The 25,502-nt window shown below is 70.4% G+C and carries 22 protein-coding genes and 1 pseudogene; 11 read left to right on the top strand and 12 right to left on the bottom strand.

All coding sequences use genetic code 11. From position 1 onward, the window contains the following. Positions 1 to 10: 10 nt before the first annotated feature. The 11 genes from YIM_RS16940 to YIM_RS16990 are packed head-to-tail and all read right to left on the bottom strand — an operon-like array spanning position 11 to position 11,457. Positions 11 to 1,405, bottom strand: coding sequence for an Nramp family divalent metal transporter (locus YIM_RS16940; protein WP_228004788.1), 1,395 nt, complete (start codon positions 1,403 to 1,405; stop codon positions 11 to 13). Next, positions 1,402 to 2,562, bottom strand: coding sequence for an enolase C-terminal domain-like protein (locus tag YIM_RS16945; RefSeq protein ID WP_153031272.1), 1,161 nt, complete (start codon positions 2,560 to 2,562; stop codon positions 1,402 to 1,404). Before YIM_RS16945 ends, YIM_RS16940 begins: the two co-directional genes overlap by 4 nt. A 23-nt stretch (positions 2,563 to 2,585) precedes the next feature. Continuing rightward, entirely contained in the window at positions 2,586 to 3,527 is a 942-nt protein-coding gene (locus tag YIM_RS16950) for a phosphoglycerate dehydrogenase (RefSeq protein ID WP_153031273.1), read from the bottom strand. Then, positions 3,524 to 4,693: an exo-alpha-sialidase gene (locus YIM_RS16955; RefSeq protein WP_153031274.1), complete on the bottom strand. Its 1,170-nt coding sequence runs from the start codon at positions 4,691 to 4,693 to the stop codon at positions 3,524 to 3,526. Before YIM_RS16955 ends, YIM_RS16950 begins: the two co-directional genes overlap by 4 nt. Next, entirely contained in the window at positions 4,690 to 5,457 is a 768-nt protein-coding gene (locus YIM_RS16960) for an HpcH/HpaI aldolase/citrate lyase family protein (RefSeq protein ID WP_153031275.1), read from the bottom strand. The genes YIM_RS16955 and YIM_RS16960 overlap by 4 nt, the downstream gene beginning before the upstream one ends. 21 nt (positions 5,458 to 5,478) lie before the next feature. Next, a complete protein-coding gene (locus tag YIM_RS16965) occupies positions 5,479 to 6,423 on the bottom strand; it encodes an aldo/keto reductase (RefSeq protein WP_153031276.1) in 945 nt (314 codons plus the stop codon). Next, positions 6,420 to 7,259, bottom strand: a complete 840-nt coding sequence (locus YIM_RS16970; RefSeq protein ID WP_153031277.1) for an ABC transporter ATP-binding protein — start codon at positions 7,257 to 7,259, stop codon at positions 6,420 to 6,422. Before YIM_RS16970 ends, YIM_RS16965 begins: the two co-directional genes overlap by 4 nt. Next, positions 7,256 to 8,059 (bottom strand): ABC transporter ATP-binding protein, encoded by an 804-nt coding sequence (locus tag YIM_RS16975; protein WP_153031278.1) that lies wholly within the window; start codon positions 8,057 to 8,059, stop codon positions 7,256 to 7,258. The genes YIM_RS16970 and YIM_RS16975 overlap by 4 nt, the downstream gene beginning before the upstream one ends. After that, entirely contained in the window at positions 8,056 to 8,952 is an 897-nt protein-coding gene (locus YIM_RS16980; protein ID WP_153031279.1) for an ABC transporter permease, read from the bottom strand. Before YIM_RS16980 ends, YIM_RS16975 begins: the two co-directional genes overlap by 4 nt. Continuing rightward, positions 8,949 to 9,884 carry an ABC transporter permease gene (locus YIM_RS16985; RefSeq protein WP_153031280.1) on the bottom strand — a complete coding sequence of 312 codons (936 nt, stop codon included), beginning with the start codon at positions 9,882 to 9,884 and terminating at the stop codon, positions 8,949 to 8,951. Before YIM_RS16985 ends, YIM_RS16980 begins: the two co-directional genes overlap by 4 nt. 1 nt (position 9,885) lies before the next feature. Continuing rightward, on the bottom strand, positions 9,886 to 11,457 hold the full coding sequence (locus tag YIM_RS16990; protein WP_153031281.1) for an ABC transporter substrate-binding protein: 1,572 nt from the start codon (positions 11,455 to 11,457) through the stop codon (positions 9,886 to 9,888). Between the two features lie 135 nt (positions 11,458 to 11,592). Between YIM_RS16990 and pdxA the strand changes: the two genes are divergently transcribed. The 3 genes from pdxA to YIM_RS17005 are packed head-to-tail and all read left to right on the top strand — an operon-like array spanning position 11,593 to position 15,122. Further along, positions 11,593 to 13,686 (top strand): 4-hydroxythreonine-4-phosphate dehydrogenase PdxA, encoded by a 2,094-nt coding sequence (pdxA, locus tag YIM_RS16995; RefSeq protein WP_153031282.1) that lies wholly within the window; start codon positions 11,593 to 11,595, stop codon positions 13,684 to 13,686. Between the two features lie 13 nt (positions 13,687 to 13,699). After that, entirely contained in the window at positions 13,700 to 14,467 is a 768-nt protein-coding gene (locus YIM_RS17000; RefSeq protein ID WP_153031283.1) for a DeoR/GlpR family DNA-binding transcription regulator, read from the top strand. Then, a complete protein-coding gene (locus YIM_RS17005) occupies positions 14,448 to 15,122 on the top strand; it encodes an SDR family NAD(P)-dependent oxidoreductase (RefSeq protein ID WP_153031284.1) in 675 nt (224 codons plus the stop codon). Before YIM_RS17000 ends, YIM_RS17005 begins: the two co-directional genes overlap by 20 nt. Before the next feature lie 108 nt (positions 15,123 to 15,230). On the opposite strand, the pseudogene YIM_RS17010 reads toward YIM_RS17005, so the two are convergent. After that, positions 15,231 to 16,009 (bottom strand): annotated as a pseudogene (locus YIM_RS17010) (IS5 family transposase). A gap of 105 nt (positions 16,010 to 16,114) precedes the next feature. Here YIM_RS17010 and YIM_RS17015 point away from each other — a divergent pair. From YIM_RS17015 to YIM_RS17050, 8 genes are all read left to right on the top strand, one after another. Next, entirely contained in the window at positions 16,115 to 17,371 is a 1,257-nt protein-coding gene (locus YIM_RS17015; protein ID WP_153031285.1) for a DUF222 domain-containing protein, read from the top strand. Positions 17,372 to 17,452: 81 nt separating this feature from the next. Continuing rightward, positions 17,453 to 18,658 carry a cellulose-binding protein gene (locus tag YIM_RS17020; protein ID WP_228004789.1) on the top strand — a complete coding sequence of 402 codons (1,206 nt, stop codon included), beginning with the start codon at positions 17,453 to 17,455 and terminating at the stop codon, positions 18,656 to 18,658. 239 nt (positions 18,659 to 18,897) lie between these two features. After that, positions 18,898 to 19,734, top strand: a complete 837-nt coding sequence (locus tag YIM_RS17025; RefSeq protein WP_153031286.1) for an ABC transporter ATP-binding protein — start codon at positions 18,898 to 18,900, stop codon at positions 19,732 to 19,734. A 36-nt stretch (positions 19,735 to 19,770) separates the two neighbouring features. Beyond that, positions 19,771 to 20,748 (top strand): iron-siderophore ABC transporter substrate-binding protein, encoded by a 978-nt coding sequence (locus YIM_RS17030; protein WP_153031287.1) that lies wholly within the window; start codon positions 19,771 to 19,773, stop codon positions 20,746 to 20,748. Between the two features lie 29 nt (positions 20,749 to 20,777). After that, complete coding sequence (locus YIM_RS17035; protein WP_255462956.1) at positions 20,778 to 22,841, top strand: iron ABC transporter permease; 2,064 nt, start codon at positions 20,778 to 20,780, stop codon at positions 22,839 to 22,841. Continuing rightward, positions 22,838 to 23,413, top strand: a complete 576-nt coding sequence (locus YIM_RS17040; RefSeq protein ID WP_228004790.1) for a TetR/AcrR family transcriptional regulator — start codon at positions 22,838 to 22,840, stop codon at positions 23,411 to 23,413. The genes YIM_RS17035 and YIM_RS17040 overlap by 4 nt, the downstream gene beginning before the upstream one ends. A gap of 39 nt (positions 23,414 to 23,452) precedes the next feature. Next, positions 23,453 to 24,199 (top strand): NAD(P)-dependent oxidoreductase, encoded by a 747-nt coding sequence (locus YIM_RS17045; RefSeq protein ID WP_153031289.1) that lies wholly within the window; start codon positions 23,453 to 23,455, stop codon positions 24,197 to 24,199. Between the two features lie 46 nt (positions 24,200 to 24,245). Beyond that, the gene (locus YIM_RS17050; RefSeq protein WP_194240182.1) at positions 24,246 to 25,346 is read left to right on the top strand and encodes a cytochrome P450; all 1,101 of its coding nucleotides are present in this window, start codon (positions 24,246 to 24,248) and stop codon (positions 25,344 to 25,346) included. Positions 25,347 to 25,502 lie beyond the last annotated feature (156 nt).

Below are 25,502 nucleotides of genomic sequence, written 5' to 3' on the forward strand. Positions count from 1 at the left end.
CGCCAGCATGTCAGCCCAGCGAGACGCCGAAGACCTCCAGCGCGGAATAGGCTCCCAGCGCCATGATCGCCAGGCTGCTCACCACCAGCGCCCCGGTGATCAGCGGGTTGGGCCGGAACCGCTTGTCGGGTTCACGGGAGCGCAGGTACCACACGGCGATCACCACGGCGATCAGGAACACACCCGAGCCGATGCCGCCGATCTGCACCATCAGCACCGGCGACTGGATGAACAGGAAGAACGACGCCCACAGCGGCGGGAAGCAGAACGTCAGCACCCGGATCGTGCGGCGCCGCACCGCCGGGTCGCGCCAGTTCAGCACGCCCAGCACACCGAGGGTGTTGGTCCACAGGCGCGGCACGCTCGCGGTGGAGCCGACGTTGGTGGAGAACAGCACCGCGATCGCGCCGACCAGGAACACCACCTCCGCCCACGGGCCGATGGTGTCGGTGTACATCCTGGACAGCGTGGTGATCATCGCGTTGCCCTGCGGTACCAGCTGCTGCGGGTTCAGCACCGCCGCGCCGATGACGTAGAACGAAAGCGTGCACAGGGTGCACACCAGCCACGACACCGCCACGTCCAGCCGCATCACCTTGAGCCAGCCCTCGGCGCGGCGGTCGCGTTCGGCGGAGCCGTCGGCCGGTCCGGTCCACCGCGCGTATCCCTTCTCGATGCACCAGTAGGTGTACGTGGTCATCTCGTCCGCGCCGACCCCGGTCGAGCCGAACATCGCGACCGCCAGCCCGAGCGCCCCGGCGGGCACGGCCAGTTCCAGCCCGCCCGCGACATCACCGAGGTCCCAGCCGAACCGGGTGAACGGCAGCGCCAGCGCCAGGCCGACGGTCACCATGGTGAACACCGCGACCGCGACCACCGACGCGGTCTCCACCACCGAGTACCGGCTGCTCTGCAGCAGCGCGATGGTCACCACCACGATGACCACCGTCCACACCGCGGTGGAGGTCCAGCTCAGCGGCTCGCCCACGATCGGCCACAGCACCGAGCAGGCCGCCGCGGTGCCGCCGATGATGCCGCCGCGCTGGAACATCTTGGCGAAGTCCATGCCGATCCACAGGTAGTTGATCCAGCTGCCGCGCCGCGTTCGGGGCGGGACGTCGCTGAACGCCTCCAGCGCGGGCCGTCCGGACAGCACGGTCAGCCTGCCCAGCTCCATCTGCACCCAGACCTTCACCGAGGTCGCCACGATGATCAGCCACAGCAGGGCGAAGCCCGCGCGGGCGCCCAGCGAGGTGGTCAGGATCAGTTCGCCGGAGCCGACCACGGCGGCGGAAAGGATCATGCCGGGACCGAGGTAGCGCAGCCGCCCGCGCAGGGTGGCAGGCGGCTCCCGGACGTCGTCGGCGCTGAGCGCGTAGAGATCGCCCTTTGCCGCGGTGGTCACGAGAACTCCACGGTGTCGACGGTGTGCGCCTCGATGGCTTCCCAGTCGTAGGTGACGCCCAGTCCGTGGCCATCGGGGACCGGCACGCAGCCGTCGGCGCCGATGACGGTGAGGCCGTCGCGGTAGTCGTCGGCGTAGACCAGCTGGCTGCGCCCGATCTCGCTGGATTTGGGGTGCACAAAGGACATTTCGTAGTAGTTGGTGTTGCGCAGCGAGGCCATCAGCTGCCGTTGCGCGGGGCCGGGCGTGTGCAGCTCGACGTCCAGGCCGAGGCCCTCGGTGGCGTGCGCGATCTTCATCGCGCCGGTGATGCCGCCGTCGTACTCGGCGTCGGCGCGCACGAAGTCGGTGCCGCCGCCGATGGCGAAGTCGACGTGCTGCTCCAGTCCGCGCACGTGCTCGGTCTGCAGCAGGGGAGTGCGGATCAGCTCGCGCAGCCGCTTGTGCCCGAAGATCGAGATGCCGGTGTCCTTGTAGGGGTCCTCCAGCCAGAGGAAGTTCGCTTCGTCGCAGGCGCGGCCGACCTGGACCGCGTGCGCGAACGTCTCCAGCTTGCAGCCGGGGTCGAGCATCAGGTCCATGTCGGGGCCGACCGCCTCCCGGACCTTCGTGATGGTCCGGACCACCTCCGGCACGTCGTACTCGTCCCAGACGTGCAGTTTGTACGCGCGGTAGCCCAGTTCCCGGCACGCCACGGCGAAGTCGGCGTAGGCCTCGGGACTGTCCAGCCCGCCGTTGCGGTCACCGGCGGCGGTCGACGCGTACGCGGGCAGCCGGGTCTTCCAGCCGCCGAGCAGGGTGCGGATGGACGCGCCGTGCGCGCGTCCGGCCAGGTCCCACAGTGCGATGTCGACCAGGCCCATGCCCATCTTGTCGAACTTGCGCAGCTGCCGCTTGACGTCGTTGTAGATCAGCTCGCGTTGCAGCGGGTCCTTGCCGATCAGGTAGTCGCCGAACATGCCGACCTGCGCCGCGGCGATCGAGTTGCCGCCGACGTACTGCCCGACGACGCCTTCGTCGGTGTAGATCCGGATCGCGTAGGCGCTGGTCGGCTTGCGGCTGCCCGGGGAGTACACCAGGGAGAACCCGGTCGGGTGCTTGGCGAAGTCGACCATGTCGAACTTGGCCCGGTCGATGCGGACGCGCTCGATCTTCATGTTTTCCTTTACGGGTCAAAGGTTCAGACGGCGGCGTGGCGCGGCTCGGTCCCGCCGAGCACGCTCAGCACGCCTTCGGCGACGGCGGTGCCCATCGCGGCGTTGGCTTCCCTGGTGCAGGCGCCGATGTGCGCGGTCAGCACCACGTTGGGCGCGGTGAGCAGCGGGCTTTCGCCGAGCGGCTCGACGGCGAACGCGTCGAACCCGGCGCCGCCGAGATGACCGCTGTGGAGCAGTTCGGCGGCGGCTTCCTCGTCGACCAGCCCGCCGCGGGCGGCGTTGAGCAGGATCGCGCCGGGCCGCATCGCACTCAGCCGCGCGCGGTCCAGCAGCGGTGGTGCGCCGGGAACCGCGGGCAGGTGCAGGCTGACCACATCACTGTCCAATGTGGTCTCCAGGTCGGCGGACGGCACGGCACCGAAGGCGTCGGCGGGCAGGAACGGGTCGTGCGCCACCACGCTCATGCCGAACGCGCTCGCGTACCCGGCGATCATCCGCCCGATCCGGCCGAAGCCGACGATGCCGAGGCTCCGCCCGGCCAGTTCACCGCCGAAGGTCTTCGGCCACCGGCCCGCGCGCACGGCGCGGTCGTTCTCGGCGATCCCGCGCGCCACATCGAGCAGCAGGCCGAAGGTCAGTTCGGCGACCGCGCGCGAGTTGCTGCCGGGCGCGTAGACCACGCGGACGCCGTGGTCGCGCGCGGCGTCGAGATCGATGTTGTCGTACCCCACACCGTGCTTCGCGACGACCTTCAACCGCGGCGCCGCTTCGAACACCTCGCGGTCGATCGGGTCGAGCCCGACGATCAGTGCGTCCACTTCGGACAGCCGGGCGAACAGTTCGGTGCGTGGCAGCGGCCCGTCCTCCCGCGGCCGTTCGGCGCGGACTCCGGCCTCGCGCAGCATTTCCCACGGTTCCGTGGAATACCGCCCGAAGGTCGGCGTGGTGATCAGGGTGAGGCTCATGTGTGCTCCCGCCAGCCCGGCCAGTCCGGGTCGAGCCGGACGTACTGGATCGACGAGCGGTGGTGCGTGAAGGCCACGTGCACCCGGCCGAGGTCGTCCTGCGTGATCGACGGGTAGGACAGCTCCCGGTTGACGCCGTCGCGGGAGTTGTTGGTCAGGCAGTAGCCGTCGCCCTGCGCGAGATCCGGATGCCGGTGCCAGGTCCGGCCGTCGTCGGACGAGGTCGCGAGCGCGAGCGGTGCGCGTGGCGCGCCCCAGAACGCTTCGCGGTCATCGACGCCGCCGTTGACCGGCACAGCCGGGCGCTCTTCACCGGCGAGCGCACCGCTCTCGTCCACCTCGTCGTACAACCCCGCGCGCCGGTGGGTGGCGTCGGCGGCGCTGCTCGCGTTGTAGACCAGCGCCAGCCTGCCGTCGGCCAGCCGGGTCGCCTGCACCGAGGAGTTGTTGTTCGGCAACGAGGTCGGCTCCGGCTCCGTCCACTTGAGACCGTCCGGCGAGGTGCTCGATCGGATCACGTCGGCGAAGCGGCTGCGGTAGAACGCCACGTACCCGTGCTCGGCGGGCAGTACGTTCATGTGCACCGAGCCCCGGCTGCCCGGCACGTCGTACCGGGTCCAGGTTTCGCCGCCGTCGTCACTGGCGAACACCGCGCTGGTGTCGTCGCCGCCGGACCAGACGCCGGTGGCGGGCGTGTTGCAGGAGAACGCGGGCAGCAGCCAGGTACCGGACGCGGTGACCTGCGGCGGCTGCCGCACGAACACCCCGCCGGCCGGGCTCGCCGGGAGCAGGACGCGGGGTTCGCCCCAGGTCCGGCCACCGTCGGCGGACCGGCGCGCCCGTACCTCGGCGGTGTCCTGGCGGCCCGCGTGCTGCGCGGTCCAGAACAGCCACAGCTCACCGTCCGGCGCGGTGAACAACACGGGGTTCTGCTCGGAGCGCTCGGGATCACCGGTCAGCGCGACCGGCTCCGACCAGGTGTCTCCGTCGGGAGCCAGCCGTGAGAACCAGATCCCGATGTCGTGCACGCCTTCCTGGGTACCGCCGAACCAGGCGCAGCCGAGATCACCGCCGGGCAGCACGGCGAGATTGGCCGCGTGGGACTGCGCGGTCGAAGCGGTCAGCCGGGCCTCGACGCGACCGGGTCCGGCTTCGGACAGCCTCACTGCTCACCTCGCGCTGCCTGCAGGTGCGACCTGGCCGCCTGCTCCAGGTGCACGAGGTCGCAGGCGACCGTGGCGAAGGTGTAGCCCTGCGCCAGCCGCCGCTTGGCGACCTCCCCGGCCGGGGTGTGGATTCCCGCGGCGATGCCGGCCGATTCGGCCGCCTTGGCGATCTTTTCCACCGCCTGCTCGAAGACCTCGTCGACGGCCGGATCGGTCGAGGTGGCCCCGCCCACGGCGAGTCGCAGGTCGGACGGGCCGACGTACACCCCGTCGACACCGGGCGTGGCGCAGATCTCCGCGACGTTGTCCAGCCCTTCCGGCGTCTCGATCATCGCCAGCACCAGCACGGATTCGTCGGCCACCGCCGGCGTCGGGCCGACCCGCAGCTGCGACCGCATCGGACCGTACGACCGGCGGCCGTGGGGTGGGTACCGCGCGGCGCGCACGGCCGCGGCGGCGTCCTCGGCGTTGTCGATCAACGGCACGATCACGCCGGTCGCCCCGGCGTCGAGCACCCGGCCGATGGCGAACGGGTCGTTCTGCTCGACCCGCACCATGGCCGCCGACGTGGCCCCGGCGTCGATCGCCAGCATCGCGTTGCGGATGCCCTCGTAACCGAGCAGCCCGTGCTGGGCGTCGACGGCCACGTAGTCGTAACCGAGGCGGCCGAGCCGTTCGGTGGCGATCGGGTCGTCGAGCACCACCCAGTAACCGACGGCCTGCTGCCTGCTCCGGACCCGGCGGGCGAATTCCAGTGCGCTCATGGGAAAAAACGGCTCCTGTTCTCAGCGGTTGTAGGCGGGCATCGGGCCACGCAGCCGCGCGCCCACTTCGTCACACGCGGCGACGACGTCTTCAGGCAGGGGACCGCGGCCGATCGACTCGATGTTCGAGATGAGGTGGTCGAGCTTGGAAGCGCCGAGCAGCACCGCGTCCACCACGGGCCGCGACAGCAGCCAGCGCAGCGCCAGTTCGGTCAGCGGGATCCCGGCGCCGTCGGCGATCGCGGCCAGCGCTTCGACCGCCTCGAACAACTGCGCGTCCCAGTAGCGCTTCCGGTACATCTCGGCCAGCACGGAATCACCGAACCGGCCGGACGCCGGGTCGCTGTCGAACCGGTGCCTGCCGGTGAGCAGGCCGCCGCCGAGCGGGTTGTAGACCATCGTCTCGAGCCCGGTCGCGGCCGCCATCGCCGCGTACTCCTCGTCGATCCGCCGCGCCAGCAGGTTGTACAGCTGCTGCGCGAGAACCGGCCGCGGCGCGCCGATCTCGTCGGCCACCCGGTTCAGCTCGACGATCTGCCAGGCGGCGAAGTTCGACACGCCCAGCTGCCGGATCTTGCCCGCCTCGACCAGTTCGGCGACGGTGGACAGGGTGTCCTCGAAGCGGGCCGCGCGGTCGGGCTGGTGCAGGTAGAACAGGTCGAGGTGGTCCACGCCGAGGCGGCGCAGGCTGCCGTCCACACTGGACCGGAGCCCGGCGGGGGACAGCGGCGAGTGCTCGCCCGCGTCCGGGTGCGGCATGCCCGCCTTGGTGGCCAGGCGGATCCGGTCGCGGCGGGACGCGATCAGCGGGGCGAGCAGTTCCTCGGTGGTGCCCTTCGCGTAGCCGTTCGCCGTGTCGACGTCGGTGATCCCGGCGTCGAGCGCGGCGTCCAGCATCTTCTCCGCGTCGGCCGCGGAGACGGTGTCGCCGAAGGTCATCGTGCCGAGAACCAGCCTGGGTGTCATGGGTTCCTCTCCGTTGCGGTGGCACCGATGGCGGCCAGCAGGTGCCGGGGTTTGCGGCCGGTGATGGCCGCCGGATCCAGTGCCGCGTCCCGCAGCGCGCGGGTGTACCCGGCTTCCGGTGCGGTGAGCACCCGCTCGGCGGGGCCGTGTTCGACGACCTCGCCGCGGCGCATCACCAGCACCTCGTCGGCCAGCTCGCGCACCACGCCGAGGTTGTGCGAGATGACCAGGTACGCCACGCCGGTCTCGGCCTGGATGTTCTTGAGCAGCGCGAGCACCTGGGCCTGCACCGACACGTCGAGCGCGCTGGTCGCCTCGTCGCAGACCAGCACGTCCGGGCGGCAGGCCAGGGCACGCGCGATGCCGATGCGCTGGCGCTGCCCGCCGGAGAACTCGGCGGGCCGCCGGTCCAGCGCGCTTTCCGGCAGTTCGACGCGCTCCAGCAACTCCTTGGCGAGGCGGCGGCGTTCGGCCGGTGCGCGCGTTCCGCGCAGCTTCAGCGGTTCGCCGACGATCTCGCCCGCGGTCAGGTGCGGGTCGAGCGAGGCGTACGGGTCCTGGAAGATCATCTGCACCCTGGCGCGCAGCGGCCGCAGCCGCCGTTCGGACAGGTGGGTGATGTCGGTGCCGTCCAGCAGGATGCGTCCGGAAGTGGGCCGCTGCAGCCGGACGATGCTGCGGGCGATGGTGCTCTTGCCGCAGCCGGACTCGCCGACGATGCCGACCGTCCGGCCGCGTCCCAGCTCGAAGCCGACCCCGGACACCGCCCGGAACTTCCGGCCCGCCTTGCCGGGGAACTCGACGACCAGGTCTTCCACGCGCAGGATCTCGGTCACGCCCGCACCTCCTTCGGGGCGAGCCGCGGCACGGCCGCCAGCAACTGCTTCGGGTACGGGTGGACCGGCGCGTGCACGACCTGTTCGACCTCGCCGCTTTCGACGAACCGCCCCTCGCGCATCACGTGCACCCGGTCGGACACCAGGCGCGCCACGCCGAGGTCGTGGGTGATCATCAGGATCGCCACCCCGGTCCGCTCCTGCAGTTCCATCAGCAGGTCCAGCACGCCCGCCTGCACGGTCACGTCGAGCGCGCTGGTCGGCTCGTCGGCGACCAGCAGCGAGGGTTCGCCCGCCAGCGCGCAGGCGATCAGCACGCGTTGCTGCAACCCGCCGGAGAGCTGGTGCGGGTAGCGGTCGAGCAGCCGTTCCGGATCGGGTACGTGGACCTGTTCCAGCAGTTCCCGTGCCTTCACGCGGGCTTCGCGGCGGCTGCCGCCGTGCCGCAGGCGCACCAGTTCGGCGAGCCTGCGCCCGATCGTCTGCACCGGGCTCAGCGCGGTCATCGGGTCCTGCGGGATCAGCCCGGCGACCCGGCCGCGCAGGCCGGTCACCGCCGCCGGATCGGCCACCACGTCGTGCCCGGCCAGCAGCGCCTTGCCGGACAGCACGGCCAGGTCCGGCGGCAGCAATCGCAGCAGGCCCATCGCCGTGGTCGACTTGCCCGAGCCGGACTCGCCGATCAGCGTCACCGTCTCCCCGGGATCGACGTGCAGCGAGATCCCGTCCACCGCGCGGACCACCCCGCGGTCGGTGACCAGTTCGATCTGAAAGTCCTCGAGATCCACCAGCCTGCTCATGCGCTCGCTCCCTTCCGGCCGCGGCCCCGCCGATCTCGCAGCCCGTCGCCGAGCAGGTTCACGCCGACCACCAGCAGCACGATCACCAGGCCGGGCAGGGTGACCAGCCACCACGAGGTGGTCACGTAGTCCTGGCCGTCGGAGATCAGCCGTCCCCAGGTGGCGAACGGGCGCTCCGGCCCGGCGCCCAGGTAGCTCAGCGCGCTTTCCAGCAGCACCGCCTGCGCCAGCAGCAGGAGCACCACCAGGCTGGTCTGGCGCACCACGTTCGGCACCACGTGGCGGAACAGCACGCCGGGATGGGTCAGCCCGAGCGTGCGGGCCGCGTCCACGTACGGCTTCTCGCGTTCGACCAGCACCATCGACCTGGTCAGCCGGGCCACCTCCGGCCACTGCGCGATCGCGATGACCGTGGTGATCACCGGTACCGACGGGCCGAACAGGGCCACCACCAGCAACAGCATCATCAGCAGCGGCAAGGACATCTGGGCTTCGAGCAACCGCGAGACCACCGCGTCCACCCAGCCGCCGAAGTAGCCGGCGGCGGCACCGGCGGCCAGCCCGATCAGCCCGGAGACGAGCACGGCCAGCACCCCGATCAGCACCGAGACCTGACCGCCGTCGAGCACCCTGGCCAGCATGTCGCGGCCGAGCTGGTCGGTGCCGAACAGGTGCCCGCCGGTCAGCGGCGGCAGCCGCCGCTCGCCCAGGTTCTGCTGGTTGGCGTCGGGAAGGGGCAGCAGGTCGGCCAGTGCGACCGGCAGCACGACGAGCGCGGTCAGCGCCGCGCCGATCCGGATCTTGGCCCTGGCCGCGCGGGAGCGGCGGGTGACCCCGGCGTCGCGCAACTGGCGCGCGGTGACGCGGCTGGGACGGGTTTCGGTGGTGGTCATCGCGCCGTCGCCTTTCCCAGACGGACCCGCGGATCGAGCAGCGGGTAGATCAGGTCGATCAGGAGCTGGGCCAGGATCGCCAGCGCGGCGGTGACCAGCACGGTGGCCTGGATCAGCGGGTAGTCGCGGGTTTCCAGCGCGCGCACCACGAGCGAACCGACCCCCGGCCAGGAGAAGACGACCTCCACCACCACGACACCGTTGAGCATCGCGGCGAAGCGGGTGCCCAGCGCGGTGAGCACCGGGATCGCCGAGTTGCCCAGCGCGTATCCCCAAACCAGGCGGCGTTCGGGAATGCCGTGCGCGCGGGCCACGGTCACATACGGCGCGGTCAGGTTGGTGACCATCTCGCGGCGGACCAGCCGGGAGATCAACGCGACCTGGAGCAGCGCCACGGTGATCGCGGGCAGCACCAGCCCGCCCCAGGTGGTGAACCCGGACGAGGGCAGGATCGGGATGAGCACGGAGAAAACGGTGAGCAGCATGACGCCGCTCCAGAACTCCGGCATGGACTGCGCGGCGACGCCGGCGATGTTCGCGCCGGTCTCCCGCGCGGTGTCGGCGCGGCGGGCCATCCAGATGCCCAGCGGCAGCGCGACCACGGCGGTCAGCCCGATCGCCGCCAGCGCGAGCGTGATGGTGTACGGCACGCGGTCGAGCACCACGTCGAAAGCGGGCGCGCGGAACGAGTACGACGTGCCGAGGTCGCCGGTGAACAACTGGCCGAGGAAGGTGAAGTACTGCGACGCGATCGACCCGTCGAGCCCCAGTTGCGCGCGGATCAGCGCGAGGTCCTCGACGGTGGCGTTCGGCGCGGCGAAGGCGGTCGCCGGATCACCCGGCGCCATCCGGATCAGCACGAAGACCGTGGACACGGTCAGCAGGACGACAAGGACGCTCTGGCCGAGTCGTTTGAGGATGTAGGTGGTCACCTCACGCCTCCAGAGCGATGCGCGAGAGGTCGTAGGAGTTCGTGGCTTCCAGCGCCACGTCGGCCACCCGCGTCCGGTAGGCCAGCAGCGAGTTCGGCACGAACGCCCACATGCACGGCCAGGAATCCCAGATGACCTGCTGCACGCGCGCGGTGACCTCCTGCCGTTTCGGCGCGTCGACCTCGGCGTAGGCCTGCTCCAGCAACGCGATCACCTCGGTGTTGACGTAGCCCTGGTAGGTGTCGCGGGTCTGCTCGCGTTCCGGCGTGCCGCCGTACATCCCTTGCAGGATGGGCAAGGCCGCGCCGACCGGGGAGGCGTACCCGTTGCCGAGAATGTCCCAGTCCCCGGCGCGGCCCTGCCGCCAGCTGGAGATGTCGCCGCCCGGTTCGAACTGCCGTAGCGCCACCTGCACGCCGACCTCGCCGAGCATCTGCACGACGGCCTCCATCACGCTGGTGTCACCGGCGAACTCGCCGGATTCCCAGATCAGGGTGAGCTTCAGGTCGCCGTCGTTGATGCCCTCGGCTTCGAGCATCTGCTTGGCGCGCCGGGGATCGTAGGCGTAGGTGCCGCACGCGACGGCGCCGTTGAGCGTCTCGGCGACCGGGCCGGTGGCCGGGGTGACCGAGCCGGACAGGATGTCCCCGGCCAGCCGGTCCCCGTCGACCGCGAGGGAAAGCGCCTGGCGCACGGCCGGTTTGGCCAGCGGATGGTCCGGTGGTTTGCGGAAGTTGTAGAAGAGCTGGTTGATCCGGGTGCCCCGCACCTGGTCGATACGGATGTCCTTGAGGCCGCGCAGTTGCTCGGCGGAGTCGGGTGTGATCGTGTCGATCAGGTCCAGCTCACCGGAGCGCAGCGACACCACCCGGCTCGACTCCTCGGGCACGAACCGGACCCGGACCTGCTCCACGCGCGGCCGCGGGCCCCAGTAGTTCTCGTTGCGGCGCAAGGTGTAGTCGCCGGTGCCGCGGTTCGACTCGGTGACCACGTACGGGCCGGTGCCCACGCCGGTCTGCAGTTCCTCCGGCACGTTCGCCGCGGCCGGGGTGAGCAGGATGTTCGCCATCAGGTAGTCGAGCACCGGCAGCGGGTGCTCGGTCTCCAGGGTGAAGGTGCGTTCGTCGAGCTGGACCACCTCCGGCCACTCGTGGAAGAACGCGGCCAGGAAGGAACCGTTGACCTGCTGGTACATCTTCAGCGCGGTGTCCACATCGGCCACTGTGACGGGGGAGCCGTCGGAGTAGCGGATGCCCTCGCGCAGCCGGACCGTCCACTGTGTCGGCGCGGTCAGCTCGAAGCGGTCGGCCAGCACCGGCACCGGGGTCAGCTCCGGGCCGATCCGGGTCAGCGCCTGGCGCACCGCGCGCTGCACGGTGACGGCGGCGTCGAACTGGTTGAGCTTGTTGTCGAGCGAAACGAGCGAGCGGTTGAGCCCGAGGGTGACCGCGCCCGGCGGGGGACCGCCGGTGGGACCGGCGCACCCGCCGAGCGCACCCGCCGCGACCGCACCCCCGAAGGCTTTGAGCAGTGTTCTGCGGGAGAGCGCGCTGTGCGACAGCACTGTCTGCATCTGGAACCTCCGATACCCGCGGGCGCCGTCGCCCGTGGAGGACCTGTTGCTGCGACACACTGACACGGTTGCGCGATATGCGCAATACCGATAGCGTGATTCGCGCAAGAAGATCCGTGAGGAGGTGACGTCCAGATGCGCCTGGCCTTAGCAGACGATCTCAGCGGGGCTGCGGAAGCCGCCCTGGCGCTGCGAATGCCCTCGGTTCATCTTGCGCGTTTCGCGCAGGAATCGGGCGTAGTGGACCTCGACCTCCGCCAAGTGGATCCGGCGGCCGCGCGCCTCGCCGTTCGTGACGCCGCCCGTGCGCCGGGGCCGCTCTTCCTCAAGATCGATTCGCTGTTGCGCGGGAACGTCGCCGCGATGGTGCGCGGAATCCGCGACGTGCGTGCCGGGCTCGTGGTGTGCACGCCCGCGCTGCCGGTCGCGGGGCGTGCCACCGTGCACGGTCGCGTGGTGTTCGCCGGTGCCGTTCCTGGGCCCGGTGAACACCGGCCGGCCACCGTCGCCGAAGCGCTCGGCGACCTTTCGGTGTCCTTTGTGGACTTGTCGGCGGTCCGCTCGGCCGCGCTGCCGGAGTTCCTCGCCGAGATCGCGCGAACCGGTGAGATCGCCGTGTGCGACGCGGAAACGGACGCCGATCTCGATCTGCTGGCCGCGGCCGCGCGGTCGTTCCCCGACGTGGCTGCGGTCGGCTCGGCCGGTCTCGCCGCCGCTTTCGGCAGGCAGCTTCCTCGGGTGGTGCCCCCGGCTCGTGCTCCCGCCCCGGCGCCGGTGCTGGTTGTGGTCGGCTCGGCGGAACCGAGTGCGCGCCGACAGGTGGAACTCCTCGCCGACGACGGCGTTCCCGTTGTCGAAGTGGACCCGGGCACGCTCGAGGACGTCGTGGTCGACCTGGCCGGGGGCCGGGCGGTGCTGACCGTGCGTCCCGGGCCGCTCGATCCCGCGCGAAGCCGCGCGCTCACCGCGCATCTCGCAACCACCGTCCAGAAATTGCCCCGCGGGGCGCGGCTCGCGCTCACCGGCGGCGAAACCGCGCGCCGGGTGCTCGACGCGCTCGGCGTGACCCGCCTCGACCTGCTCGGGCAGGTCCACCCCGGCGCGGTGCACGCGCGCACCGACACCGGCATCGAAATCGTGACGCGGCCCGGCAGCCACGGCGGCCAGGACAGCCTGCTCGCGATCACCCGCCATCTCCGTCATCCGCGATCCCCAGGAGGCCCTGTGAGTTCGAACCTGCCCGTCATCGCCGTCACCATGGGAGACGGAGCCGGGATCGGTCCCGAGGTCATCGCCGGCGCGCTCGCCGACCCGTCGGTGTACAAGCGCTGCCGCCCGGTGGTGATCGGGGACGCGCGGCGGCTGCGGGAAGCCGCGAAGCTGCTCGGCGTGACCGTCGAGGTGGTGCCCGTCGATTCGCCCGCCGACGCCCGTTTCGAACACGGTCGCATCGAGGTCGTCGATCTCGGGCTGCTGCCGGCCGACCTGCCGTGGGGAAAGCTCAGCCCGGTCGCGGGGGAGGCGGCCTACCAGTACGTCCGGGTCGCCGCCGAGCTGGCGCTGGATGGTGCGGTGCAGGCGATCTGCACGGCACCGCTGAACAAGGAGGCGCTGCACGCGGCCGGGCACCTGTACCCGGGGCACACCGAGATGCTGGCCGCGCTGACCGGCACCGAGGAGGTGTCGATGATGCTGTCCACGCCCAAGGTCAAGGTCATCCACGTGACCACGCACATCGGCTTGATCGACGCCATCGCGCGGATCGAGCCCGGCCTCGTCGAGCGGACCGTCCGGCGCGGGCACCAGGCGATGCGCGCCGCCGGGGTGGCCGCGCCGGTCATCGGCGTGTGCGCGATCAACCCGCACGCGGGCGAGAACGGGCTGTTCGGCGCGGGTGAGGAAGCGGAGAAGATCGAACCGGCGCTGGAGAAACTGCGTGCCGACGGCATCGACGCGCGTGGCCCGCTGCCCGCGGACACCGCGTTCTTCCTGGCCGGGCGCGGGGACTACGACCTGATCGTGGCGATGTACCACGACCAGGGCCACGGGCCGGTCAAGGTGCTCGGCATCGAGGCCGGGGTGAACATCACCGTGGGCCTGCCGGTGATCCGGACCTCGGTCGACCACGGCACGGCGTTCGACATCGCCGGGACCGGTACCGCGGAGGTCGGTAGCATGATCGAGGCGTTGCGCCAGGCCGCCGAACTGGCGCCGGTCTCCGTCAGCTGAAAGGGACGAGCGAGTGCCCCGCGAATCCGAACTCCGCCGGGAGGCGATCGTCCGGCTGGCCACCACCACCGGGCTGGCCAACGTGGACGAGCTGTCCGCGCACTTCGGGGTGACCGCCTCGACCATCCGGCGTGACCTCGCCCAGCTGGAGCAGTCGGGCGCGCTCGCCCGCACCTACGGCGGCGCGATGGCGATCGTCGCGCACCCGGAAGCCAGCCTGCGCCAGCGGGTCGGTGAGGAGTTCGAGGCGAAGCGGTCCATCGCGCGGTGGGCGGCGCGTCAGATCGGCGCGGGGGAGACGGTGCTGCTCGACGCGGGCACGACCACCGGCGCGCTGGCGCACGAACTGCGCGGTGCCCCGGCGCTGACCGTGGTGACCACCGGGATGACGGCGTTGCAGGAGCTGGCCTCGTCGGATTCGGTGACGGTCGAATGCCTGGGCGGCGTGCTCCGGCCGCAGAGCCTCGGGTTCATCGGGCCGCTCGCCGAGACCGCGCTGGAAAGGCGCACCTTCGACCGGGTTTTCCTTGGGGCCGACGGGGTGACGGCCGAGGACGGGATCTGCGAGGCGGACATCCGGCAGACCCGGCTCAAGGAACTGATGGCGCGGCGGGGCGATCACGTGTACCTGCTGGTGCACGCCGCGAAGCTCGGTCGGCGCCCGTTCCACGCTTGGGCCCCGATGCCGCGGCGGTGGACGCTGGTGACCGACTCGGCGGCCACGGAGGAGGAACTGGAACCGTTCCGTGCCAAGGGAGTCGATGTTGTCGTCGCCCCGTAGGCACGCTGTCGTCACAGGGGCCAGCTCCGGGATCGGCGCTGCGGTGACCGGGCGGTTGCTGGACGACGGGTGGCGGGTCACGGCGTTGTGCCGGTCTGAGCCGGATTCGCGGGCTGAGTGGATTCGGGCGGATTTGGCTGGGGAGTTTCGGTCTCTGTTGGCCGCGGTGTCCGATGTGGACGCTGTGGTGCACGCGGCCGGGTTGCAGCGCTCGGCTCCGTTGTCCTCTTTGTCCGCCGAAGATGGTGCGCGGATGTGGGCGGTGCATGTTTCGGCGGCTGAGGTGTTGGTCAGTTCGTTGTCCGAGCGGTTGGTGGATGGTGGGCGCGTTGTCCTGATCGGCAGCCGGACGATGGTGGGCGTTCCGGGTAAGAGCCAGTATGCGGCGACGAAGGCTGCCTTGTCGGCTTTGGCTCGGTCTTGGGCCGCGGAATTGGCCCCGCGGCGGGTCACGGTGAATGTGGTGGCGCCCGGGCCGACGGATACTCCGATGTTGCTTGATCCCGGGCGTGTTTCGACTCCGGTTCGGGTGCCGCCGCTGGGGCGGTTGGTTACGCCTGGTGAGGTTGCTGCGCTTGTCGCGTTTCTGCTGGGTTCTGATGGGTCTTCTATTACTGGGCAGACACTTGTTGTTTGTGGAGGCGCTTCGTTGTGAGACGGGGGCCGCCACCCCGGTTTCTTAGTGTTTTGGCTGTGGACCGGGGATGGGGAGGGTTTGGGTGGCGGGGCGCTGTTTGCTGCCAGGCTTCGGCTAGAGGGTGTCTCATGTGGCTGCGAGGGTGAGGAAGGCATTGAAGTGGCTGGCTTTGCGCTCGTATCGGATGGTGAGTCGGCGACAGCCGAACAGCCAGGCGTTTGAGCGTTCGATCACCCATCGGTGCTTGCCGAGCTTCTTGCTGGTCTCGACCCCTTGCGAGATCCGGCCGGTGATGCCGTGATTGCGGACCCACTTGCGCAGGTCGGCGTTGTCGTATGCCTTGTCGGCGTGCGGCTTGCCGGGCTTGCGTCGACGCGGTCCCCGTCGGGATTTGATCGCGGGAATCGCCCGGAATCAGGGGTTTGAGGGCGTAGGCATCGTTGGTGTTGGCAGCGGACACGGCCAGCGACAGCGGCACGCCTGCTCGACCGGACAGCACGTGGATCTTCGAGCCGGGCTCACCGCGATCCACCGGATTCGGACCGGTCAGAGATCCCCTTTCCTGGCTCTGAGCGCGGCGCCGTCCAGGACCGCGCGAGACCAGTCGATCAGCCCTGGCTGCCCAGTTCATCCAGCACGGCGTGGTGCAGCCGACGCCAGAGACCAGCTTTGGTCCATTCGGTGAACCGGCGATGCGCGGTCGGGACCGTGACCCCGAAGGACGGTGGCAACAACCGCCACGAACAACCGCTGGTCAACACGAACACAATCGCGGTGAACACCGCACGACCATCCACTGGCGCCGTTCCGCCATCCTGCGGCCGCGCGTCGAACCCCGGAATCAACGGCTCGGCCAACACCCACAACTCATCCGGCACCAACCGCCGTGACAGCACATCGACCACGGAACCGATGGCAGGCCAAGATCAACCCACGCGAGACACCCTATTAGCCTGTATGGAGTAGTCGATTGCGCTGATTGTCGCACAGATGTTTGATAGAATTGGTGTATGGAATCCCTTGTTCTCGAGGAGATTCTCCTCGACTTGAAATCTGATTATGCGGAGATCGCCCGGATCGAGGCTCGGGCGGCCCGGCGGGTGGTTTCCTTTGTTCGCGCGTCGTCGGCGTGGCGTGGCGTGGCGGAGGAGTTGGCCATGGCGTTGTGCCTGACGAAGTTCAAGGCGCATGCCCTGATCGGTCGCGCGGAAGGTCTGGTCGATCGCTTTCCGAAGGTGCTCGGCTCGGTGGAGGAAGGTCGCGTGCCGATGGCGTCGGCGGTGGCTGTCAACGATGCTGCCGCCTGGCTTGATGATGACAAGACGCCGGTTGTCGATGAGGTGATGGCGGGGCGGTTGGTCGGCAAGAATCCCGCGGCGGCCCGCCGATCGGCGGGTGCGGCGGTGGCGAAGGCTGATCCGGAAGGTTTCGAGGAGCGTGTTCGTCAGCGGCGCGAGGCAAGCGGTTTCTATTTGCACCACGGTGAATCCGGTGTAGCTGGCCTCTCCCTGGAGAACGCGCCCGTCGAGAAGGTCACCGCGGCGTACCTCTGCGTGGATCGTCAGGCTCGTCTTCTGAAGACTGTCGATGAGCCCCGCACCCTCGATCAGCTCCGGTCTGATGTGGCCCTGGATATGTTGCTGGGTAAGCAGTTCGGTGGTGATGTCAAGGCCCACGTGTATCTGTATCTCGATGCGCTCACCTATGCGGGCCTTCGCAATCACCCGGCTGAGCTGGCTGGGCATGGGCCGATTCCCGCGTCGCTGGCGCGCGACATCGCGGCCGGGCCCAAGACGGTATTCCAGCGGATAATCACTGATCCGGTCAGCGGGCAGGTTGTCGAGTTGGGGCGTCGTCGGTATCGGCCCAAGGCTGGACTGGATGAGTTGGTGCGGGTCAGGGATCGCGAGTGTCGTCGTCCTGGGGGTACGCGGCCTGCCCAGTTCGGCGACCTCGATCACTGCGACAGCAACGGCAAAGGCTGGAAGAACGGCTGTCCAACCGGCGCGGCGACCCTCGTCGGGTTGTGCCGTGCGGACCACAAGCTCCGCGATCTGCCGGGATGGCGTCACGCCACCGAAACCGACGGCACGCTCGCCATTACCACGCCCGCCAATCAGACCTACATCAGCAAGCCGGAGCCGCTCGGCTGCCACGGGGCGTCGAGGGTTGAGAGCCGTCGGCGCAGCCATATTGGGGATTCCGTGGCCCGGGACGGCACGCGCCTGGCCTCGGAAGGCGTCGTTCTTGACGGGTGGTGTCCGTGAGACTTACAGTTTGTTTCGGGAATGTGTTCGAAACTTTCGAGACCTTCACCGCCACCAGCAAACCGGAAGGAGTGACCGGTCATGCGCCGGTTCAGGTCGATGGTTGTTGTGCTGGCGGTGGCGGTGGCGCTGGTGCCGGGAACGGCGGTGGCGGCGTCGCCCGTGGAGGACGAAGGGGCTGACTGCGCGGTGTCGCTGCCCGGCTCCGTGCCCGCCACCGCGAAGTTGCCCGACCCGTTCAAGAAGATCAACGGCGGCCGCGTCGCCACCAAAGCCGAGTGGCGGTGTCATCGCGCCGAAACCAAGAAGCTGGCCGAGCGCTACGTCTACGGCGAGAAACCCCGCAAACCCGCCGGCGTCACCGGATCGGTCAACAGCACCGGCATCACGGTCAACGTGACCGAGAACGGCAAGAGCGCGAGCTTCTCCGCGAAGGTCGAGTTGCCGAGTGGCACCGGGCCGTTCCCGGCCGTCGTGGTGATCGGCGGTTTCGGCGCCGACACGGCCGCGATCAAGGCCGCCGGCGCCGCGGTGATCAATTACGATCCGCTCGCCGTGGGCAAGGAAGGCACACCGCGCAACAACAAGCAGGGCGCGTTCTACAACATCTACGGCTCGTCGAGCAGCACCGGGCTGCTGCTCGCCTGGGCCTGGGGCGTCAGCCGGATCATCGACGTGGTCGAGCAGTCCGGCGGCAACGTGCTCAAGGCCGGCGCGATGGGCGTGACCGGCTGCTCGCGCTACGGCAAGGGCGCCTTTGTCACCGGCGCCTTCGACCAGCGCATCGCGCTCACCATGCCGATCGAGTCGGGCAGCGCGGGCGCGCCCATCTTCCGCGGTATTCCCGGTGAGAGCGGCGCCCAGCCGCTGAGCAGCGCGTACGGCGAGCAGCCGTGGCTCGGGGACGCGTTCGGCTCCTACACCTCCAACCCGGCCGGTCTGCCGGTGGACACCCACCAGCTGGTCGGCATGGTGGCGCCGCGCGGGCTCTTTGTCATGGAGAACCCGCACATCGACTGGCTGGCCGCGAAGTCCGGCAGCGTGGCCGCGCTGGGTGGCGCCGAGGTCTACAAGGCACTCGGCGCCGGGAGCAATCTCACCTACTGGTCCGACATCCAGAACGGCACCCACTGCGCGACCAGGACCGAATGGCAGGCCCCGCTGCAGCAGCACATCCAGAAGTTCCTGCTGACCACCGGGAACACCGCGGGCGTGATCCGGATTTCCGGCAAGAAGCCCGGAAATCTGGCGGAATGGCGGGACTGGCAGACCCCGACGCTGTCCTGACCGCCCCTCCTGCGCCGGGCGGTGCCCCCGCAACCACCGCTCGGCGCAGGAGACCGCGCCCATCATTCTCGACGGCGTGACGCGCGGATCGGAGTTCTCCCCGGTCATGCGCGCACCCCAGGCCGGGGCCGGACCGCCTTACCATCGAGTTTCCGCCCGACTCTCCACAGAGGACATCGGGTGTGCCGGTAGACACTCGGTCTTGCAACTTAGGTAAGGCTCTCTTTAATGTGTGCCTCGTGTCCGACACCCCGCCCCGCGCCGCCGCCGGCGTCTCCGCGCACGAGATCGACGTCGCCTACGGGCGGGACGTCGTGGTGCGCGCCGCTTCCGTCACCGTGGGCGCCGGAGCGGTCACCGCGCTGATCGGGCCCAACGGCAGCGGCAAGTCCACTTTGCTGCGCGCGCTGGCCCGGCTGCACGACCCGGCCTCCGGCGGGGTCACCTTCGACGACGGCGCGGAACTGCGCGCCCTGTCCACCAGGGAACTCGCGCGCCGGATCACCCTGCTTTCCCAGCACCGCACCACGCCGGGCGGGCTGTCGGTGCGGGAGCTGGTCGAGTTCGGCAGGCACCCGCACCGCACCCGCTGGGGCGGCCGCGATCCAGGCGGCCCGGCCGCGGTCGAGCGCGCGCTGCGGCTGACCGGGCTGACCGCCATCGCGGACCGTCCGGTGCAGGCGCTCTCCGGTGGCCAGGGGCAGCGCGTCTGGCTGGCCAGCTGCCTCGCCCAGGACACCTCGCTGCTGCTGCTCGACGAGCCGACCACCTTCCTGGACCTGCGCTACCAGGTGGAGATCCTGGACATGGTCCGCGATCTCGCCGACGAGCACGGCGTCGGCGTCGGGGTGGTGCTGCACGACCTCGACCAGGCCGCCGCCATCGCCGACCGCCTGCTGCTGATCGAGGGCGGGCGGGTCACCGCCGAGGGCAGTCCCGGCGCGGTGCTCACCGAAGCGAACCTGACCCGGGCCTACGGCATCCGGGTGGAGGTCGAAACCGACCCGGACGGACGGATCCGCACCCGGGCCATCGGCCGGTTCAACGGCGCGGGCGTACCCGCCGCCCCGGCCTGACCGGCGTGCCCGGTCGAATCATCGAGTAGGAGACAAATGCGCAAGTTCCGTGCGTTCATCGCGCTGTCGGCGGCCGCCATGGTGGTCGCCGCCGGCTGCGGCACCACCGAGGAGCCAGCGGGCGACACCGCCACCACCGCGGCCGGCGCGCCGGTCACCGTGGTCGACTCCCGCGGCAAGGAGATCCGCCTCGACGCACCGGCCAAGCGGGTCGCGGCCACCGAGTGGAACGCCGTGGAGCACCTGGTTTCGCTCGGTGTCATGCCGGTCGGGGTGTCCGACATCCAGGGCTACGGCCAATGGGTGAGCGCGGCCCCGCTCGACGGCACCCCGAAGGACATCGGCACCCGCGGTGAGCCCAGCATCGACACGCTCGGCTCGCTGGACCTCGATCTCGTGGTGGTCACCGACAGCCTCACCGAAGGCGCGCTGGAGCAGATCGAGGCGAAGGTCCCGGTGATGGTGCTCGCCGGCGGCGACACCAAGGACCCGATCGGCTCGATGTTCACCAACGTGGACCTGATCGCCAGGGCGACCGGGACCGAGGCCAAGGCCGCGCAGCTGCGGACCGAGTTCGACAACAAGATCAACGAGGGCAAGGCGGCCGTGGAGCGGGCGGGCGCGGCCGGGCAGCCGGTCGCCTTCTCCGACTCCTACGTCACCTCCGGCACGGTCAGCATCCGGCCGTTCGCGAAGGGCGCGCTGGTGCCCGCGGTGTTCGAGCGCATCGGCCTGACCAATCCGTGGCCGATGCAGGGTGACCCGGTCTACGGGCTGGCGCAGGCCGACGTGGAAGGGCTGACCCAGCTCCCCGACGTGCGCTTCTGGTACATGGCCAACGACACCTTCGGCGACGCCTACGCGGAAGAGCTGGCGGGCAACGCGATCTGGCAGAAGCTGCCGTTCGTGGCCGGCGGCAAGGTGCGCAAGCTGCCGAGTTCACTGTGGATGTTCGGCGGCCCGAAGTCGATGGCGCAGTACGTCGACGCCGCGGTCAACGCGCTGAAGCCGTAACCGGCGACACCGACGACATCGACGACACGGTGGAAAAGACGCTCGGGCGGTCCAGGCTCGCCCTGCTCGTGGTCGGGCTCGGCGTGCTCGTCGCACTCGGCTCGGCAGTGCACCTCACTCAAGGCACGGCGAACCTGGACCCGTGGGACGTGCTGCGCATGGTCTTCGGCGCCGAAACCGAGGACACCGCGGCCGTCGTGCTCGAATCGAGGCTGCCGCGGCTGGCCGCGGCGCTCGTGGTCGGCGTCGCGCTCGGGGTTTCGGGCGCGGCGCTGCAGTCGGTGGCGCGCAACGTGATGGCATCACCGGACACACTCGCCGTGGACGCCGGTGCGCACTTGGCCATCGTCGCGGTGGCCTCGGTGGGCCTCTCGCTCCCGCTGCTGGGCGCGGCGGGCGTGGCGTTCACCGGTGGGCTGGGCGCGGCACTGCTGGTGCTCGCGCTGGCGGGCACCGGCGGGCAGGGGATCGTGCGGCTGGTGCTGGCGGGCACCGCGATCGCGCTCGCGATGATCTCGGCGACCCGGGTGCTCCTGCTGCTGTTCTCGGAGGAAACCCGCGGCCTGTTCGCCTGGGGCGCGGGCTCGCTCGGGCAGAACGGGCTCGACGGTGTCCGCACGCTCGGGCCGGTGGTCGGCGCGGCACTGCTCCTGCTGCTCCTGCTGTCGCGGCGGCTGGACCTGATGTACCTCGGCGACGACCACGCGCGCACCCTCGGTGTCCACGTGGGACGGATCCGGTTCGCCACCATCGCGCTGGCCGTGCTGCTGGCCGCCACCGCGGTGACCATCGCCGGGCCGATCGGCTTTGTCGGCCTCGCCGCGCCCGCGCTGGTCCGCCTGCTCTCGAACGTGGTGCCCGGCCTGCACCGGCACGCGGCGCTGCTCCCGGTGTCCGCGGCGATGGGCGTGGCCCTGCTGCTCGGCGCGGACGTGCTGCTGCGGGCGCTGATCGGCTCGCAGGGCGCGCTCGAAGTGCCCACCGGCGTGGTGACCACCGTGCTCGGCGCGGTGTTCCTGATGGTGCTGGCCCGCAACATCCGGGTGGCCACCACGGCGGCGGAACCGCCCTCGGCGCACGCGCGGGCCGGGGTGTCCGGCCCGCGTTACCGCGTGATCGTCGGCGTGCTGGTGGTGGCGGCGATCGCCGCGCTCGTCGGCTCGGTACTGCTTGGCGACACCAAACTGCTGCTCGGCGACGTGGTCAACTGGGTGACCGGGCAAGCCGGTCCGCTGGTCAGCGGCGTGATGGAGAACCGGGTGCCGCGGGTGGCCGCCTCCTTCCTCGCCGGCGCCTCGCTCGCGCTGGCCGGCGCGGTGGTCCAGGCGGTGGCGCGCAACCCGCTGGCGGAACCCGGGGTCATCGGTGTTTCCGGTGGTGCCGGGCTCGGCGCGGTCACCGTGATCACGCTGGTGTCCGGGGTCGGGTTCTGGACCCAGGCCGGTTTCGCCGGGATCGGCGCGGCCGTGGCCATGGCGGTGGTGTTCGCGCTGGCGGCCAGGGGCGGGCTGGCCAGCGAACGGCTGGTGCTGATCGGGTTCGGCATGCAGGCCGGGACGCAGGCGCTGGTGACGCTGCTGATCACACTGTCGGATCCGTGGAACGAGGCCAAGGCGCTGACCTGGCTCGGCGGATCGACCTACGGGCGCTCGTTCGCGCACCTGGTGCCGATGGCGCTGGCGATCCTGCTGGTGGTGCCGTTGCTGGTCCGCGCGCGGGGTGAGCTGGACCTGCTCTCGCTGGACGACGAGACCCCGCGCGTGCTGGGTGTGCCCGTGCCGCGGTCGCGGTTGCTGCTGCTCGTCGGCGCGGTGCTGCTGACCGGCAGCGCGGTCGCCGGGATCGGCGTGGTCGCCTTTGTCGGGCTGGTCGCCCCGCACGCGGCCCGCGCGATCGTCGGGCGGCGGCACACCAGGGTGCTGCCGGTGGCCGCGTTGCTCGGCGCGCTGCTGGTCGGGCTCGCGGACACCGTTGGCCGCACGGTGATCGCCCCGTCGCAGCTGCCCGCCGGGCTGATGACCGCGCTGATCGGCGTGCCGTACTTCGTCTGGCTGCTCCAGCGTTCGCGGGTCGCCACTACCCTGCGTGGATGACCGCGACCCGGATGGCCAAGGCGGACCGCCGCCGGTTCCTGATCGAGCGCGCCTTCGAAATCAGCCGCACGCGGGGCACGGCCGCGCTGACCCTGGTCACCCTCGCCGAGGCGGCGGGGGTGACGCGGCCGGTGGTCTACGAGCACTTCGGTACCCGCGAAGGCCTCTTGATGGCGATGTACCGGGATTTCGACCAGCGGCTGATCGAGCGGATGCGGGCTTCGGCGGCCGGGGCGGGCGGCTCGCTGGAGGAGGTCGCGCGGATCCTGGCCGCCGCGTACGTCGACGCCGTGCTCGCGGAAGGCGCCGGGTGCGCCGAAGTGGGCGCGGCGCTGGCCGCCACGGAGGAGACCCGGGCTTTCCGCGACGAATCGCAGGCGGTCTACCTCGACGAGTTCGAGCGCGCCCTCCGGCCGCACGCCAAGCTGTCCCGGCGGCGTGACCTGGCCGCGCTGATCGCGATCCACAGCGCGGTCGACGGACTCGCCGCGGCCGCGCTGGCGGGCCGGATCTCGCGCACCAAGGCCATTTCCGCCGCGGTCGCGGTGGTGCTCGGCTTGCTCCCGCACTGAACCTACATTTTGTAGGTTACATCGTGTAGGTTCGGCGGCATGGACATCGTGATCGGTGCCGGTCCGCGCGCGCAGGCACTGCGTGACGCGCTCGCCGCCGCCCCCGCCGGAGTGCACGACCTCGTACTGGTGTGCGCCGAGGACTACGCCGCCGCCGAAGCCGCGCTCGCCGAACAGCCAGTGGGCCGGGACGTGGTCAACCTGACTTCGGGTACCAGCGCGCAGGCACGCGAGCTGGCCGCACGCGGCCGGTACCTGGACGGTGCGCTGATGGCGCATCCCGAGCACGTGGGCGATCCCGCGACCATAATTGTCTACAGTGGATCGCCGGAGGTCTTCGAGCGGCACCGCGAGCGGCTCGGCGCTTTGGGCAAGGCCGTGTACCTCGGTCCCGATCCCGGCACCGCCGCGCTCTACGACCTCGCGCTGCTCAACCTCGCCTGGGCCACCCTCGCCGGATTCGTGCAGACCGCCGCTTTGCTGGGCACCGCGGGAATTCGCGCGGCCGAGGTGGCCCCGATGCTCACCGGCTGGCTCGCTGGAACGATCAGTGAGGTCGCCACCGACTACGCCGGTCAGCTCGACCGGGGCCGGTATCCCGGTGACGGCGAATGGCTGGAACTCGACGCACCGCTGATGGACCACCTCGTCGACACCACCAGGGAACTCGGCCTCGACGACACGATCGCCACCGCCGTGCGCACCCTGACCCGCCGCGCGATCGATGCCGGGCACGGCAGCGACAGCTTCGCGAGTCTGGTCGAGATCATCCGGACGGCGGCGTAGTTCGCACTTCTCGACGGTCCGTGCTTCCGGTCCTAGCCTGATCCGCGTGGCGGAGAACGGGAAGTCCGGAGTTCGTTACGACGACGCGCTGGGGTACTGGGTGTCCTGGGGGCACGAGGTCGCGCTGGCCGCGTTCCAGGAACCGGGGTTGTCCTCGCAGTACCTGGACGCGGCCAACCTGACGTTCCTCCCGGCGGATATGCACGAGCAATGCGCCGAACTGATCGAGACCCTGCGCGGCTGGTTCGTGCTGCTCGATGGTCCGGCGCACACAACGGCAAGGCGGGCGGTGCAGCCGATGTTCTCGGCAGCCCGCATCCGCCGGTTCCAGGACGTGGTCGAGGAAATCGTCGACGAGGCGCTGGAGAGGTTCGCGAGTTCACCGGAGCACGACGCGGTGGAGGAACTGGCCAGCGTGGTGTCGGCGCGCACGATCGCGCATCTGCTGGGACTGCCCGGAAGTGATGACGCGACGCTGCGAGGCTGGGCCGAAGCCCTCGCGGATTTTCTCGCCGCGTCGTACCGCCGGGACAACGCGGTGCGGGCGCAACGCGCCCTGCGGGAAATGGCGGAGTTCATCCGTACCGCGCCGGACAACGGTGAAGGCGTCTGGATGACCGCGCACGGCAGCGACGCCGAGCGGCTGGCGACCTCGTCCATCCTGTTGTTCGGTGGCCTGGAAACCACGACTCGCCTGGCGGGTTTCTCGTTGTGGTACCTGCTCGAAAACGATCTCGCCGGGTCGCTGACCGAGGCGGGGGCGAAGGGCGTGGTGGAACGCGTGCTGGCGCTCTACCCGCCGATCGGGCACGTGGCGAGGGTGGCGGGCGAGGACCTCGAACTGGGCGGCTGCCCGATCGCGAAGGGCGATCTGGTGCTGGTCTCCCTGACCGGCCAGGATCCCCGGTCCGGGATGGAGACACCGGAACACCCGCGGGCGCACGAAAGCACCGGTCGCGTCGATCACGTCGCGTTCGGTCACGGCATGCACTATTGCATCGGCGCGCCGCTGGCGAGGCTGACCGCGGCCACCCTGCTGTGCCGATTCGCACGGCGTTTTCCCGGTGCGTCGGTGCGTTCGGTTCGCTGGGGGCGCAATCGCACTTACCGTGGGTTCAGCAACTTGTTCCTGAATCTGGCGGAATGATCGGGAAAACGGCGTGACCCTGTTCGGCTGGACAGGGCCTTTCCTTGCCGCGCAACGGGAATTTGATCTCCTCTGGTCATTGGCCGGTAGCGGCGTTGACCCGGTTGGGTGATTGCCCGCGCTCGGGACCGGTTGTTCACTGGGGCGCGTTCGGGG

This window comes from Amycolatopsis sp. YIM 10, from assembly GCF_009429145.1.
Lineage (GTDB): Bacteria > Actinomycetota > Actinomycetes > Mycobacteriales > Pseudonocardiaceae > Amycolatopsis.

Excerpts from the sequence above, each read along its gene's own strand:
- YIM_RS17020 (WP_228004789.1), top strand. The coding sequence starts at position 17,453 with ATGCGCCGGTTCAGGTCGATGGTTGTTGTGCTGGCGGTGGCGGTGGCG.
- YIM_RS16975 (WP_153031278.1), bottom strand. The coding sequence starts at position 8,059 with ATGAGCAGGCTGGTGGATCTCGAGGACTTTCAGATCGAACTGGTCACC.
- YIM_RS17005 (WP_153031284.1), top strand. The coding sequence starts at position 14,448 with ATGTTGTCGTCGCCCCGTAGGCACGCTGTCGTCACAGGGGCCAGCTCC.
- YIM_RS16990 (WP_153031281.1), bottom strand. The coding sequence starts at position 11,457 with ATGCAGACAGTGCTGTCGCACAGCGCGCTCTCCCGCAGAACACTGCTC.
- YIM_RS16980 (WP_153031279.1), bottom strand. The coding sequence starts at position 8,952 with ATGACCACCACCGAAACCCGTCCCAGCCGCGTCACCGCGCGCCAGTTG.
- YIM_RS16945 (WP_153031272.1), bottom strand. The coding sequence starts at position 2,562 with ATGAAGATCGAGCGCGTCCGCATCGACCGGGCCAAGTTCGACATGGTC.
- YIM_RS17045 (WP_153031289.1), top strand. The coding sequence starts at position 23,453 with ATGGACATCGTGATCGGTGCCGGTCCGCGCGCGCAGGCACTGCGTGAC.
- YIM_RS16950 (WP_153031273.1), bottom strand. The coding sequence starts at position 3,527 with ATGAGCCTCACCCTGATCACCACGCCGACCTTCGGGCGGTATTCCACG.
- YIM_RS17030 (WP_153031287.1), top strand. The coding sequence starts at position 19,771 with ATGCGCAAGTTCCGTGCGTTCATCGCGCTGTCGGCGGCCGCCATGGTG.
- YIM_RS16960 (WP_153031275.1), bottom strand. The coding sequence starts at position 5,457 with ATGAGCGCACTGGAATTCGCCCGCCGGGTCCGGAGCAGGCAGCAGGCC.
- YIM_RS16965 (WP_153031276.1), bottom strand. The coding sequence starts at position 6,423 with ATGACACCCAGGCTGGTTCTCGGCACGATGACCTTCGGCGACACCGTC.
- pdxA (WP_153031282.1), top strand. The coding sequence starts at position 11,593 with ATGCGCCTGGCCTTAGCAGACGATCTCAGCGGGGCTGCGGAAGCCGCC.
- YIM_RS17015 (WP_153031285.1), top strand. The coding sequence starts at position 16,115 with ATGGAATCCCTTGTTCTCGAGGAGATTCTCCTCGACTTGAAATCTGAT.
- YIM_RS17040 (WP_228004790.1), top strand. The coding sequence starts at position 22,838 with ATGACCGCGACCCGGATGGCCAAGGCGGACCGCCGCCGGTTCCTGATC.